Annotated in this window: 13 protein-coding genes; 5 read left to right on the plus strand and 8 right to left on the minus strand. The window is 67.8% G+C overall.

What is annotated here, in order from left to right; translation table 11 throughout:
* The first annotated feature begins 45 nt into the window (after positions 1–45).
* Both EGH21_RS10480 and EGH21_RS10485 read left to right on the plus strand, forming a co-directional pair.
* Entirely contained in the window at positions 46–843 is a 798-nt protein-coding gene (locus EGH21_RS10480) for an ArsR/SmtB family transcription factor (RefSeq protein ID WP_220618422.1), read from the plus strand.
* Positions 844–1,169: 326 nt separating this feature from the next.
* Entirely contained in the window at positions 1,170–1,928 is a 759-nt protein-coding gene (locus tag EGH21_RS10485; RefSeq protein WP_220618423.1) for an MBL fold metallo-hydrolase, read from the plus strand.
* A gap of 1 nt (position 1,929) precedes the next feature.
* Here the strand turns inward: EGH21_RS10485 and EGH21_RS10490 are convergent, their stop codons facing one another.
* The 7 genes from EGH21_RS10490 to EGH21_RS10520 form a co-directional block, all read right to left on the minus strand.
* Positions 1,930–3,087, minus strand: a complete 1,158-nt coding sequence (locus EGH21_RS10490) for a sensor histidine kinase (protein ID WP_220618424.1) — start codon at positions 3,085–3,087, stop codon at positions 1,930–1,932.
* 123 nt (positions 3,088–3,210) lie between these two features.
* Positions 3,211–4,278 carry an mRNA surveillance protein pelota gene (locus tag EGH21_RS10495; RefSeq protein ID WP_220618425.1) on the minus strand — a complete coding sequence of 356 codons (1,068 nt, stop codon included), beginning with the start codon at positions 4,276–4,278 and terminating at the stop codon, positions 3,211–3,213.
* A gap of 39 nt (positions 4,279–4,317) precedes the next feature.
* Positions 4,318–5,040 (minus strand): DUF4013 domain-containing protein, encoded by a 723-nt coding sequence (locus tag EGH21_RS10500; protein WP_220618651.1) that lies wholly within the window; start codon positions 5,038–5,040, stop codon positions 4,318–4,320.
* Positions 5,041–5,259: 219 nt separating this feature from the next.
* The gene (locus EGH21_RS10505) at positions 5,260–5,961 is read right to left on the minus strand and encodes a DUF4013 domain-containing protein (protein WP_220618426.1); all 702 of its coding nucleotides are present in this window, start codon (positions 5,959–5,961) and stop codon (positions 5,260–5,262) included.
* Positions 5,962–6,066: 105 nt separating this feature from the next.
* Positions 6,067–8,202, minus strand: coding sequence for a ribosome rescue protein RqcH (gene rqcH, locus EGH21_RS10510; RefSeq protein ID WP_220618427.1), 2,136 nt, complete (start codon positions 8,200–8,202; stop codon positions 6,067–6,069).
* A gap of 59 nt (positions 8,203–8,261) precedes the next feature.
* Complete coding sequence (locus EGH21_RS10515; protein WP_220618428.1) at positions 8,262–9,299, minus strand: NAD(P)/FAD-dependent oxidoreductase; 1,038 nt, start codon at positions 9,297–9,299, stop codon at positions 8,262–8,264.
* Between the two features lie 68 nt (positions 9,300–9,367).
* The gene (locus tag EGH21_RS10520) at positions 9,368–10,078 is read right to left on the minus strand and encodes an MBL fold metallo-hydrolase (protein WP_220618429.1); all 711 of its coding nucleotides are present in this window, start codon (positions 10,076–10,078) and stop codon (positions 9,368–9,370) included.
* Between the two features lie 204 nt (positions 10,079–10,282).
* Between EGH21_RS10520 and EGH21_RS10525 the strand changes: the two genes are divergently transcribed.
* The gene (locus tag EGH21_RS10525; RefSeq protein ID WP_220618430.1) at positions 10,283–11,107 is read left to right on the plus strand and encodes a hypothetical protein; all 825 of its coding nucleotides are present in this window, start codon (positions 10,283–10,285) and stop codon (positions 11,105–11,107) included.
* Between the two features lie 77 nt (positions 11,108–11,184).
* Positions 11,185–11,838, plus strand: a complete 654-nt coding sequence (locus tag EGH21_RS10530; protein ID WP_220618431.1) for a hypothetical protein — start codon at positions 11,185–11,187, stop codon at positions 11,836–11,838.
* Between the two features lie 27 nt (positions 11,839–11,865).
* On the opposite strand, the gene EGH21_RS10535 is transcribed toward EGH21_RS10530, so the two are convergent.
* Positions 11,866–12,327 carry an SRPBCC family protein gene (locus EGH21_RS10535; RefSeq protein WP_220618432.1) on the minus strand — a complete coding sequence of 154 codons (462 nt, stop codon included), beginning with the start codon at positions 12,325–12,327 and terminating at the stop codon, positions 11,866–11,868.
* A 62-nt stretch (positions 12,328–12,389) separates the two neighbouring features.
* On the opposite strand from EGH21_RS10535, the gene EGH21_RS10540 reads away from it, so the two are divergent.
* Positions 12,390–12,761 (plus strand): DUF7994 family protein, encoded by a 372-nt coding sequence (locus EGH21_RS10540; RefSeq protein ID WP_220618433.1) that lies wholly within the window; start codon positions 12,390–12,392, stop codon positions 12,759–12,761.
* The last annotated feature ends 89 nt before the right edge of the window (positions 12,762–12,850 follow it).

The following is a 12,850-nucleotide window of genomic DNA, read 5'->3' on the forward strand; positions in this document are numbered from 1 at the left end:
CAGTCTCCACGAGATTCATTACGCTGGACATTGGTAGACTCGATTATGTCTCTGTTGCCCTCGCGTGGTCCCGACGCGAGTGCGTCACAGGACGGCGAACTCCAGATCGTCGGTGTCGACGACGACGTCTCCGCTGTCCTCGACGCGCTCTCCTCCGAGACGGCCCGCGAGATACTCAACGCCGTCTACGACGACCCGGGAACGCCATCCGAACTCGCGGACCGACTGGGGATGTCTATCCAGAAGGTCTCCTACCACCTCGAAAAGCTCGAAACCGAGGAGTTGATAGCCGTCGCCGGCACGCAGTACTCCGAGAAGGGCCAGGAGATGAAGGTGTACGAACCGCCCGAGGACCCCCTCGTGCTGTTCGTGGGCACACAGGACCGGAAACGGTCGCTCAAGTCCCTCGTCAAGCGCCTGATGCCCGCCGTCGGTATCCTGACGGCAGCGAGCCTGATTCTCCAGATACTGCTCGGAAATGTCCCGTTCCCCTTCGGGACCGCCGCCTCCGGTGACGGCGCCGAGTCGGGCGGGTCGGGTGGCGGGGACGCGGCCGTACAGGGTACCGAGGCGACCCCGACGCCGACGGCCGTCTCGACGGAGACAGAGGCTGCCACGACGTCCGGCGACGGCGGCGGTGTCAGCATCGCCGAGGCGACGGAGACGCCGACGCCCACCGAAGTCGCCACCGAAGAACCAGAGGCCCTCGACGTGGCGACGGAGGTGGCGACGACGGCCGCCGGCAGCGGTGGGTTCGAGGTCGAACCGGGGGTGGCCTTCTTTCTCGGGGGACTCCTCGTCGTCGCCATCGTCGCGGTGACGCTCGCGTACGCCGACTACTGACCGGCTTCCGGTCGCTCAAAACGAGTTTTGAGCCTCAGTTGGACTTTTTATATACCCGGAACAACCCCTAAACGCGCCGTCGCGGGGCGACCCGGTTCGGCCGACTCCGCCCTGACCCGGTGGCACGCTCCCCTGTCACCGCTCCACCGGTCCCCGCCGGCGGCCACAGCTGCCCACCCCTCCGCTGACGCGGCCCTGAACGGTCCCCCTCCCCCAGCCCTCCGCCGACGCGACCCTGAACGGTCCCCCTCCCAACCCTCCATCGACGTCCGCCCACCCCGCTGACGACACCAATACCTTTCCGCCTCCGAGCGGTCGTCCCGGGTATGCGACTCACGTTCCTCGGCACCGGCAGTGCCATGCCGACCGGGCACCGCGCGCAGTCGGGTTACCTCGTCGAGAGCGGCGACGACGCCCTGCTCGTCGACTGCGGGAGCGGGGTCCTCGACGCACTCGCTCGCACGGACCGCGGCTACGAGGGCGTCGACACCGTCCTCCTGACACACCACCACTTAGACCACGTCTCGGACCTCGACGTCCTGCTGAAAGCCCGTTGGCTGGCCGGCGAGACGGACCTGACGATAGCGGGGCCGCCCGGCACCCAGTCGCTCGTCGAAGACCTGCTCTCGGTCCACGAGTACATGCAGGACCGCCTCGACTTGACGCTCCGGGACGTCGACGGTCCCGTCTCGCTCGCCGGGTTCGACGTCGAGCACGTCGAGACGAGACACTCGATGCAGTGTTTCGCTTACCGGGTGACGCCGGCCACCGGGGGGCCGACGATAGCGTTCAGCGGCGACTCCGAGGCGTTCCCCGACCTCGTCGAGTTCGCCGACGGCGCGGCCGTGTTCGTCCACGATTGCTCTTTCCCCGACGACGTCGACGTCTCGAACCACCCGACACCGTCGGCGCTCGGTGAGGCTCTCGCTGGGGCCGACGCGGACCTCGGACGGGTGTACCTCACGCACCTCTACCCCCACACGGAGGGCCGACACGAGGAGATGTTGTCGTCGCTCGGCGACCGCTACGACGGCGACGTCCGGTTCGCAGAAGACGGCCTCTCGATAACGGTCGACGAGCGCTGACTCAGACGCGCTGGAGCGTGACCCGGAAGTCCGCCCCGCCCAGTTCGCTGTCGCCGACGCTGACGCTCCCGCCGTAGGACTCGGTCAGCGCCCGGACGAAGCCGAGACCGAACCCGCTCCCGGAACTGTCCGGACCCTTCGCCCCCATCTCGAATATCTCCTCGCGGAGGCGCTCCGGGACGCCGTCGCCGTCGTCGGCGAACCCGACGACCACCTCCTCGGTCCCGAGTTCCTCGGTGTAGACCCGCACCTCGACGTCGCCCTCGTTGTGGACGGCGGCGTTCGAGACGAGGTTCGTGAACACGGAGTCGAGCAGTTCCCCGCCGTACACCCGGTGGTCGAACTCGTCCGGGTCGAAGTCGACGGACAGACTGTCGTAGTTCCCCGCGACTTCGGTGACGGTCCTCCGGAGTATCGCGCCGAGGTCGCGCGGTTCCGGTTCGTCCTGTGCTTCGAGGGTCGAGACGAGGTCGCCGACGCGTTCGATGAGGTCGGCGGAACTCCGGGCCGCCCGCTGTATCTTGCCGACGTACTCTTCGGTCTGGCCGTCGACGTCGGCCGCGACGGCGTCGGCGAACCCGGCGATGACCTGCAGGTCGTTACCCAGGTCGTGGCGCAAGAGCCGGTCGTACATCTCTATCATCTCCTTGCGCGTCTCTAAGTCCTGCCGAGCGCGTTCGAGGCGCTCGCGCGAGCGGATGTTACTGATGGCGGTCCCGGCGTGGGAGGCCAGAATCTCGAGCGGGCGGGTCTGTTCCTCGCCGAACGAGTCGACGGACGTGGAGCGAGTCACCAGAATCGCCGTCACCTCCCCGCCGACCTGCGTCGGGACGGCGAGCGTGGCGGTCACCTCCGAGTCGGCGGTCATGCCGGCCTCTTCGCCGGTCGCGACGACCGTCTCGCCGGCCGCCAGTGCGCGGGCCGCGACGTCGCTCGGCTGATCGCCCGCCGTCGTCCGGGGGTTCGTACTGTGGACCACGTGCGGGTCACCGTCACGGACCTCGACGAAGGTCGAGTAGGAGAACTGGAAGAGCAGCGACATCGCCTCCAGCGTCAGCGAGACCACCTCCTCGACGGTCTCACAGCGGTTGAGTGCCTGACCGTACTTGTTCAAGTCGGCCACCTGTCGCGCGAAGTCCGGTTGTTCCTCGAATGCCATCCAGGCCACCCTCTCGACGAGTGTATAACTCCTCCTCGGTAGGACAGGGAAAAACGGTTTCGGGCGATTACAAGATACGATACTCCGGGTGAGTGGCGGACCGACTCGTACCGACGGCGAGCGTCAGTCGAGACGATAGCGAAGCAGAGCGGCGATACCGCCGAGGTTCGACAGTTGCTGGCCGGGGGCGAACTCCGCGGAGAAGACGGTCACAGACCCGCCTTTCTGTTCGGCCGTCTCGATGATGTGGTCGACGTCGACGTCCCAGTCGCCCTCGCCCGACCGCTCCTCGCGGAGTCGCTCGTCGACGACCAACAGCGTCTCGATGGCGCCGAAGTCGGCGGCTTTGGCGACTTCCTCCGGGCCGTAGGCCACCTCGCTCCCCTCGCCGATGCGGGCCATCAGTTCGTCGACGAGGTCGGCCTCCTCGGCGATGCGGGTCTGTTGCTGGACGTCCTCGACCGCGCCGCGTTTCAGTACCTCGTGGACGCCCCGGTCACCGACTGCGGCCGTGTCGACGACGGTAATCTGCTCGGCGATATCCGGAATCTCGTCCTCGAAGTAGTCCAGCGCGTCCTGCTTCGTGAACCCGGGACCGGCGAGGATGTATGCGTCCACGTCCTGTCGTTTCAACACGTCGGCGAGTTCGCCGAACAGTTCGTCGCGTGGCCGGGCGTACTCGCCTTTCCCAGTCGTCGACGTTATCGAGGCGCGTTCCTCGGTGCCGTACTGGGCGACGGTGTGGACGTGGGCCTCGCCCTCTTCGACGGTGGCGATTGCCACGTCGGGGTTCTCTGTCGCCTCGACGGCCTCCTCCAATCGCGCGTTCTGGTCCGGTTTCCAGCGCTTCTCGATTGTCAGTTCGGTGTGTTCCTCGACGTTCAGCGTGTGGTGAAAGCCCAGTTGGTCCTCGCGGGAACAGTCGACGATTTCGCCGCCGATTCGGAGACGGTTGGCGAACTTCGCGAACTCGACGTCGGTGACGTCTATCTTCAGCCACATCGGTTCACGCTCCCCGCCCTTGTCACGGAGATTGTCGTCGTTGCGCTGGATGCGCCGCGTGGTGTCACCGGAGACGTGGTCGCCGGGTTCGACGACGTGTGAGAGGTGCCAGAGGTCGTCGAGCGTCTCGGGGACCACCTCGACGCGTTCGCGACCCTCGCCGGTGGCCTGCCGGCTCTTGATCTGCATACCGAGTGGTGGGCCGCCCGTCCACAAGTGCCCTGCTATTCACACCGCTGGCTGACTGGCCGTGGCGTCCTCGTCGGCCTCGTCCCGTAGCTCGAGGTCGGCGACGCCCACGCCGATGGCGTACGCGCCGGCGACGTTGGCGTAGAAGAGGAGGAACGGGACCAGAAGCCCGCCGACGCCGGTCGCCGCGACGGCCCCCGAGACCACCTGTGCGAGCACCGCGATGGCGACGAAGACGAGCCAGCCGGTGGCGTAGCGCCGGTCGCCGGCGACGGTCCGCAGGTCGCCGGGTGAGAACGCCGCGGTGACCCGGCCGGTGCGGGCGTAGGCCGCGATGCCCGCCGGGAACAGGTACAGCGCGACCAGCAACAGCAGCAGCGTCACCGACAGTGCCAGCAACGCCACCAGCAGTCCGCCGGCCGCCAGCATCCCCGCTCTGGGACCCACGCCGCCCTCGACGACGGTGACGGGCACGAGGAAGGCAAACGCCGCCAGTGCGATGGCCACGACCGGGACGAAGAGATACACCACCGAAACGACGAACGCCACGACGCCGTCGACCAGCAGTTCTTCCCAGTCGTCGAATCGCGGCGGCGTCGCGGCGTCACCGGCCGCGGTCTGCCGGACGACCCGGACCATGTAGCCGTACACGAACAGTATCGGAACGAGCAGGAACCCGAGCAGGCTCAACACGCCGCCGATGAGCAGGGTCTCGGCTCGCTTCTCGCCTCGCCAGGGGTATCTGAGTGCGTCTTCGAACATGGGTATCACTTTGTCACCGCCTCCGTCGGCGCCACGTTCGAGAACACTCGTCGTTGGCCCAGCGTAGCAGTAACGGAGGAAAGTACGTCTGCCAAGGGGATAAAGGCGGGCTGAAAAGACACTACGAGTAGCATGCTGGATACGGGCACGCTCGATAGCCGATGGTCGTCACTTGACGACGACTGTCACGAAAATCCGGTCCACCTCGTGTTCGGTCGCTCAGGCCGCGGGTTGGCTGGCCGGGGCGTCGGGCCCCTCGTCGACGGCGGGCATCTCCCGGACCGCCGAGCCGATCGCGTGGACCCCCGCGACGTTCGCGTAGAACGTGACGAAGGGGGCGAGGATGGCGCCGACGACGACGACGTTCAGCAGGCCGATGACGATACCGCTCAGGAGGCTGATACCGAAGGCGACGAGCCACCCGGTGGCGTAGGTTCGGCTGAAGACCGTCGGGCGGAGTTCGGCGGGCGAGAACGCCGCGCCGAGGCTGTCGGTGCGGACCCAGGCGACGACGGCTGCCGGAATCACGTACGCGACGAGCAGCGAGACGACGGTCACGAGGAGCGCCGTCACGACCGCGATGAGGCCGATTGCGAGCCCGGCCCCACTGCTGTCTCCGCCGATGCCGGCGGTGACGCCGGTGGCGAACAGCGCCGCGATTGCGATGACGGTGGGTACCAGCGCGTAGACGAACCCGATGGCGAACACCTTCAGGCCGTCGACGAGCATCGGGCCCCAGTCGTCGAACGCCGGGGGTTCCTCGACGCCGTCTATCACGTGCCGGAGCGTCCGGGCGAGGTAGCCGAAGACGAGGAACGTCGGGACGAGCAGGAAGCTAAAGACCAGTAGTAGACCGCCGACGACGACGTTCTTGACCGCGCTGTCGCTGTTCCGTGGGTAGTTTAGGGCTTCTTGAAACATTGTTGGCTCCCGAGACACGGACGGGGTGTCGTCCTGTCCGTACGGCGCCCCGCGTCTCTACACGTATACTACGACCGACAAGTATATGAAGCTGCGTGAGCCGTGCTACTCCTCGACCATTCGGCTCCCGCCCGGGGGGAGGAACTCCTGAATCTTGTCGGGGCTGGCGACTTTCCGGACGAACGTCTCGTCGGCGAAGCGTTCCTTGAACTCCCGATAGAGCCGCTTGGCGATGTCGTTCTGGGCGTACTGGCCCGGTTCGACGGTGATACTCGTCGCGGCGTGCGGGCGGATTGCGGCGGGCGGACCGCCGACGACGTGGGTCCGGTCCTCGCAAGTGATACCGATGGCGACGCCGACCGGCGTGTCCTCGAAGTAGGTCCGGTCGCCGCGGACGGCGAACCCACCCTTCTCCAGATACTCGCCGCTCTCGGGCGTCTTCGACACCTGCTCCGGGTCGACCATGTACACGTCGCCAGCGAACTTCCCGTCCTTCCAGACCGAGGAGTACGAGACGGCGAACTTCGCCGCTTCCTCCAGTGAGGAGTCCGGGAAGTCGACTTCCTTCGCGGGTTCGCTCGGCCCCGTCGCCTTCAGCACCGTGACCGGGCCGCCGTGGGCCTGTGCGTGGAAGAACTTGTCACCCCGCTCGCAGTACTTCTGGACGAGTTCCTCGTTGTCGTCGGCGTCCCGGCCGCCGATGACGAGGTAGCCGTCGGAGGTGTGGAACCAGCGGAACTGTTCGTACCACTGCTCGTTGTTGCGGATGGGGATAGAGGGCTCGGAGAGCCAGTCGGTGGGTTCGTCGTCGTCCTCCTCGTCCGGTTCCGGGGCCGTATCGGTGTCGTCGGCCTCCCACTCCTCGCGGCGCTGTTTCACGGCTTCGAGGTCCTCGCGCGTGTCCTCGATGGCCGCCATCGCGCCCTCCTTCTTGCCCTCGATGCGCTTGGCCTCCTGATACAGTTCGTCGGCGTTCTTCTCGACGCCGGTGTTGGCGTCGACGGTGACGCGGGTCCCGTCGACGTCGAGCGTGACGGTCCCCTCGCTGCCGTCGAGGCCGACGACGGCCTCCGCTTCGGGGATGCCTCGTTCCGCGCCCGTCTCGAAGGTGGCCTCGATTTCCTCCCAGGGCACGTCGTCCTCGCGGGCCTGCTGGACCGTCGACAGCACCTCGTCGACGAGGTCGTAGCGAGCGTACAGCAGTTCCGCCTTCTCGCGTTCGGCCTCGGCGTCGGCCTCGAAGTCCTCGATAGCGCCCTGCTGTTGCTGGATGATGTGCTCGTACTTCGAAATCTCCGCCTCGAAGTCGGGGCGCTGAGTCTCGCCGCCCTCGACCTCCTGCTCCCGCTGGAAGTTGAAGAAGTAGTCGTCCAGTGCGTCGTTGAACGATTCGAACGCCTCGCTGTATCGGTGTTCGTACTCCTCCAGCGGAACGGGCGTGACGTCGACGCGCTGGCGGTTCTCCTCGGTGTCCTCGCTCCCTTCGGGCGTGTCGTAGTACACCCGTGGGTCGAGGTCACCCTCGCGGAGACGGGTACCCAACTCCGAGACGATGTCGTAGAGCCGTTCGAGTTGTTCGTCGGTCACCTCCTCGACGGGGACGTTGTAGTCGATGTCCGCCCGCGTACACAGTTCCTCCCCGTAGAGGCCCCCGAAGTTGAGTTGGGTCGCCAGCGTCCGGACGATGTCCGAGTCGGAGTCGCGGATGCGGGCGACGAACCCCTCGTAGTCGACGGTCAGGGGGTTGAACCGCGCCGACGGGAACTCGTAGGGCGTCCCGGGCGCGACGGTGCGTGACTTCAGACGGACCGTCTCCAGACAGTCGACGACCTCACCGTACTCGTCCAGCACGGCGACGTTGCCGTCGCCGAACAGCTCCGCGACGATGGTCGTCGACCCGTCCTCGCGGTCGAACTCCAGTTCGACGATACGGTCGAACTCGAACTGCTCGACGCGGACGAGGTCCGCCCCCGACAGGCGGTTCCGGAGCATCATCGCGAAGTCCGGCGGCCGGCCCGGGGCGTCCGGGACGTGTTCGGCCGCCGCGACGTGGGCGCGCTTGACGTCACCCACCTCGATGATGAACTCCACCCGCCCGCGGTCGAAGTCCCGCATCTTCAGTCGGACGAGGTCGTCCTCGGCGTAGAGGTAGGCCTTGTCGAGTTTCGCGCCCTCGTAGTCGGCGAGTTCGCCCTCGAGGGCCGCGAGGTCGACGCTCGTCAGTTCCCGCTTCGTGTCCATGTCGGTGGCTGTCGGCGCCGACGCAAAGGCCTGTCGGGACCGACGGACGAGGGGGCCGGTTACGCGAGTTCGTCGGCGATGGCCTCGCCGGTCTCGAGCCCGTTCCGCACCGCCGCGTGCAGGCGGGGTTCGTCGGCCACCCAGTCGCCGGCGAAGTAGAGGTCGTGGTCCGTGGCGCCTGCCAGTTCGGCGTGGTCGACGGTGGCTTCCGGTTGGGCGTACCGCCAGTGCTGGTAGTCCGTCCAGTCGGGGTCGGTGAGCCGGTCGTCGGCCACCAGACCCGCGGTTCGCTCGGCGATGGCCGAGAGTATCCGGTCGGGGTGCTCGTCGTAGTTGGCGACCGACCACGGCTCGTTCATCTGGACAACCAGCAGCGACTCGCCGTCGGGGACGTGACCGTCCTTGCACTCCTCGCGGGCGACCCACCCGACGTCGTGGTCCTTGTCGGTGTTGACCGCGCCGTACCACGGGACGTCGAGTTCGAACGGGTAGTGGAAGACCCCCGTGACGACGGTCCGATACGGCACCGAGGCGATGGTCTGTCGGAAGTCCCGGCAGTCGTCGTGGTCCCACCGCGCCTGTCCGAGGAGGTCCGCCGTCTGGGGGGCCGGCGGCGTGAGGAGGACGGCGTCGAACTCGCCGCAGTCCGTCTCCTCGGCGTCGACGATTCGCCACCCGCCGTCCGCCCGGTCGAGCGTCTCGACGCGGACGCCGTTGTGGACCGTCGCGTCCGTCTCGGCGAACAGGCGCTTCGCGAGTTGCGTGATGCCGTCCTCGTAGGTCCACTTGTGGTCGTCCGCGTCCCGGCCCTCGTGGATGCCGCCGCTCCGCTCGAAGGCGTGAATCGGGTCCTCGACGTCGACGAGGCCGTCTGTCGGGAGCGTCTCGGTCACCAGTTCCGTGACCCGGGCGTCGTCGTCCTTGAGGTAGTTCGCCCCGTACTCGTAGGTGCAGTCGTCTTTGCGTCGCGTAGCGGCCCGGCCGCAGACGCCACGGCTCTTCTCTAAGACCGTCACCTCGACGGGCGCGTCCCTGAGGGCGTACGCGGCCGCGGCCCCGGCCGCTCCGGCGCCGACGATTGCCAGCGTCGTTGTCATACTCGAACGGAAGGTCGGCGCGAGTAAATAACCACCCCCACACGGGAGAGGGAGCCGCTGTCGTTCGGTTAGACCCGGCCAGCGAGCGCGTGAAGCGCGTCGTCACCGTCCGCGACCAACGGGTCGCCGTGGCCCATCGCCGCGATTTCGAACGGCGGGATTCGCGCAGAGAGGTCCGCGACACTCCGGCGGAGCAGGTCCATGTCGTAGGAGTCGCCCCAGAAGGGCGTCGTCAGACCGCCCTCGTCCTCCCAGACGAGGTCACCGAGGAACGCCGTCGAGGCCGCCGCGTGGTGGTAGACGACGTGGCCCGGGTTGTGCCCCGGCGTGTGGTAGGCGGTGAACCCGCCGATAGCGTCGCCGTCTTCCACCGGTTCCAGCGCGAGGTCGGGCAAGGGGAACAGCCGTCTGCTGGCCCGGTGGAACAGCCCCTTGTGGTGGAGCAATTCGGGGTCCACGTGCCCGGAGAGCAGTTCGAGGTCGTCGCTCCCGACGGCGACCGGCCCGTCGAACTCGGGGACCAGTCGGTTCAGCCCGCCGACGTGGTCGAGGTCGTAGTGAGTCAACAGGACGCGGTCGAGGTCGGCGGGACCGAAACCGACGGCCCCCAGTTCGTCGACGATGGTGGGTTCGTTCCACCACAGGCCGGTGTCGACGAGCGTCAGTGCGTCGCTCTCGGCGTCGAGTGCACGCTCGTCGACGAGATACGCGTTCGAGGCGAGCGGTGGAATCAGACCGAGTTCGAGGAGCCACACGCCCTCACCGAGACGACGGACCATACACTACACAGGGTCCGGACCAGCAAAACACTGCGGAATCGTGTGTGGCTGTCCCTACCGTGGGTCGTGGTGTCGACGCCGGTCACGCACCCGCCGTCGACGGCGCGGGCGGCCCAGCGATGGTCGATAAGGTCACACTATCGGGAGACGGCGAGGGATAAGTGCTGATTGTTTATTGAATCTTGGTCTGTGCCACTGTACCGTATGACCGACGAACAGACGTCCGGGTCGCTCTCCCGGCGCGACGTACTGCGGGCTTCCGGTGGCGTGTTCGGCCTCTCGGGGGCCACTGGGAACGCGAGTCCGTCGTTCTCTCTCACGGGCGACTGTCCAGACGCCACGACGCGGCCGGCGATGCGCGACTGCGAGGCGGCGACGACGGCCGGGTGCACCGACGACCACCCGCGGACGAAGGAACTCAGCGACGAGGCCGCGGCGGCGCTGGACGCCGACTTCGACACCGTCGGTGCGCTCCTCGACGACGGGTTCGTCCCGTACTTCGACCTCCTGACGGACGGCGACGCCGGCGGCTGGTCCCACTGGCTGAACCCACGGTACATCGGTGACGACTCGATACTCGACGCGAGTCGGCCGGCCGCCGTCATGGTCGACAACAAGTGGTGGCGCCCCCTCGGCGTGATGTTCGTGGCGACGAGAGACGGAGAGCGACTCGACGACCCGCCCGACGTCTACGGCGAGGGCGACGACGAGGACCGCTGTTCGCCGTGGCACCACCACGTCGGTCTGCCGGGGCGGTACGCGTGGTGGAAGTACCAGCAGGTGTGGGGGGACGGGGCCGACACCGGGTTCCGCCTGCCGTGCAGAACCCCCTGTATGATGCACGTCTGGACCCTTCCGAACCCGGGCGGCGTCTACGCGCACGGCCCGCCGCCGCGGGGGAGTCGCGGCGGCCCGCCCGCCGAACCGGCGGGGTTCGAGACGACGGCGACCCCCGGCGAGGACGTACTGGGTGTAGACGTTCTGGCCGAGGAACTGCTGAACAGTAGCGTCGCAGAACGCTCCCGATAGTGACCGGACAGACCGGCCTGAGAGAGTTTCTCTCGCCCTGAGAGGGGGTTAAGCCATCCCGTAGCCGTATGGTAGACATGAACCGGACGAATCACGGGACCGTGGGCCGACGTCGGTTTCTCGCCGCCCTCGCCGCTGGCGGAGTGACGACGGTGGTAGCTGGCTGTCTCGGCGACGCTCCGGCCGCGACGCCGACGACGGCGCAGGACGACACGGACGCGTTGCCGACGGACAGCGGCGAGGCTAGCGGAGACACCAGTCTGGCGGGGTCCTGTGCGGCCGCCTTCGGCGACACGGACCAGCGCTACGACCCCGGCGACCGACCGCTGGTGGCGACGTTCGTCTATCCGATGGCCGGAGCGGTGTTCGAGGAGCGGTCAAGTGACACCGAGGCAGTGACCGCCATCGGTTACGCCGCGGCCGAGGACGGACAGTACGAACAGACGCTTCGGGTCACCCAGCGTGGCCCCGTCGACGAGGAGGACGTCGGCGAACGGTACGTCCAGCGAGACGGCTGGGAGGCGGGCGGAACAGTCACGTACGACGGCGGCGAGCGAGCGGTCGCCGTCCGTCGGACCGACGACACGGCCGTCGCGTGGGTCTTCGGTATCCCCGGTTCGGACGGCACCTACGAAATCGAGGTCCGGACCGCCGTCGGTGCTGGCGACCCCTGTCCGGACACCTACGACGCCGTGTGCGAACGGGTCAGTCGGTCGTTCCAGCCTCGTTAGGCGGGCGACACGGGCGAAGCCCGCGGCTCAGTCGTCGAGGAACGTCCGCCACTCGTCGCCCTCTGCCAGTGCTTTCAGCGCCGCGGCGTGGTAGTCGACGAGTCGTGCGAGTCGCCAGCGGGCGACCGGTGCCCCGAGTCGTCCGAGCGGGTCCAACGGCATCGAGAAGCGCACGTCGTCGGTCATCACGGTGCCACCGTCGACGGACGCGAAGGTGTGTTCGTGCGAGAGCGACCCGAACACGCCGTCACGCTGGACGTCTCGGAACTGGCGCGGTCGCTCGAACTCGACCACTTCGGCGGTGAGTTCGAACGAGACACCGAACTGCGGTGCCCGGAACGTCACCACGTCGCCGGGGCCGAGCAGACCGCTCCCGCGGACCGCCTCCTCGTTCGGCATCGTCGCGACGTGGGCCTCGACGTGGCGCGCGAGGTCGAACACCCGCTCACGCGGCGCGTCGATGCGGGTCTCGCGGTGGATACGCGGCATGCACGCACGACTCACGCCCGGAGCCGCATCGGATTTCCGACTCGCGGCCGAACGGAAGCGTGGTGAACCGCCTGAACCTGCTGGCCGGCGTGTGCTGTTTCGCCGGTGTGGCACTTCTCGCCGGCCTCTTCGGGCCGGCGGCCCTGACCGGCGGCGTCGGGACCACGGCGTTCGTCGGGTTCCTCGCCCTCGCCGGGTGTCTGTTCCTCGTCGCCGCGACGGAGCGTCTCCTCCGGGTCGGCGGTCGAGCGGTCGAGTTGCACGACTGTAGCGGCCTCGGCGACGTCGCGGTCGGCCTCGCTATCTTCGGTGGACTCTGGCGGACGCCGGCCGGCGTCGAGGGGACCCTCTACACGGCGCTGGTCGTTCTGGGCGGCCTGAGCGCGGTGCTGTTCGGCGTCGTCGGCCTCGCCGAGAAGCACGGGCGACTGTGAGTCACGCCACCCGCTTCGGGACAGAGGACCCTCCAGCTACGCTTCCAGTCTCGTGAGTTTGCGGTCCCTGCTCGGCACGAAAACGTGGG

This window comes from Haloarcula rubra, from assembly GCF_019599465.1.
Classification (GTDB): Archaea; Halobacteriota; Halobacteria; order Halobacteriales; family Haloarculaceae; genus Haloarcula; species Haloarcula rubra.

What these genes read in the sequence shown, in the direction of transcription:
- EGH21_RS10480 (WP_220618422.1), top strand. Translation starts at nt 46, where the DNA reads ATGTCTCTGTTGCCCTCGCGTGGTCCCGACGCGAGTGCGTCACAGGAC.
- EGH21_RS10485 (WP_220618423.1), top strand. Translation starts at nt 1,170, where the DNA reads ATGCGACTCACGTTCCTCGGCACCGGCAGTGCCATGCCGACCGGGCAC.
- EGH21_RS10490 (WP_220618424.1), bottom strand. Translation starts at nt 3,087, where the DNA reads ATGGCATTCGAGGAACAACCGGACTTCGCGCGACAGGTGGCCGACTTG.
- EGH21_RS10495 (WP_220618425.1), bottom strand. Translation starts at nt 4,278, where the DNA reads ATGCAGATCAAGAGCCGGCAGGCCACCGGCGAGGGTCGCGAACGCGTC.
- EGH21_RS10500 (WP_220618651.1), bottom strand. Translation starts at nt 5,040, where the DNA reads ATGTTCGAAGACGCACTCAGATACCCCTGGCGAGGCGAGAAGCGAGCC.
- EGH21_RS10505 (WP_220618426.1), bottom strand. Translation starts at nt 5,961, where the DNA reads ATGTTTCAAGAAGCCCTAAACTACCCACGGAACAGCGACAGCGCGGTC.
- rqcH (WP_220618427.1), bottom strand. Translation starts at nt 8,202, where the DNA reads ATGGACACGAAGCGGGAACTGACGAGCGTCGACCTCGCGGCCCTCGAG.
- EGH21_RS10515 (WP_220618428.1), bottom strand. Translation starts at nt 9,299, where the DNA reads ATGACAACGACGCTGGCAATCGTCGGCGCCGGAGCGGCCGGGGCCGCG.
- EGH21_RS10520 (WP_220618429.1), bottom strand. Translation starts at nt 10,078, where the DNA reads ATGGTCCGTCGTCTCGGTGAGGGCGTGTGGCTCCTCGAACTCGGTCTG.
- EGH21_RS10525 (WP_220618430.1), top strand. Translation starts at nt 10,283, where the DNA reads ATGACCGACGAACAGACGTCCGGGTCGCTCTCCCGGCGCGACGTACTG.
- EGH21_RS10530 (WP_220618431.1), top strand. Translation starts at nt 11,185, where the DNA reads ATGAACCGGACGAATCACGGGACCGTGGGCCGACGTCGGTTTCTCGCC.
- EGH21_RS10535 (WP_220618432.1), bottom strand. Translation starts at nt 12,327, where the DNA reads ATGCCGCGTATCCACCGCGAGACCCGCATCGACGCGCCGCGTGAGCGG.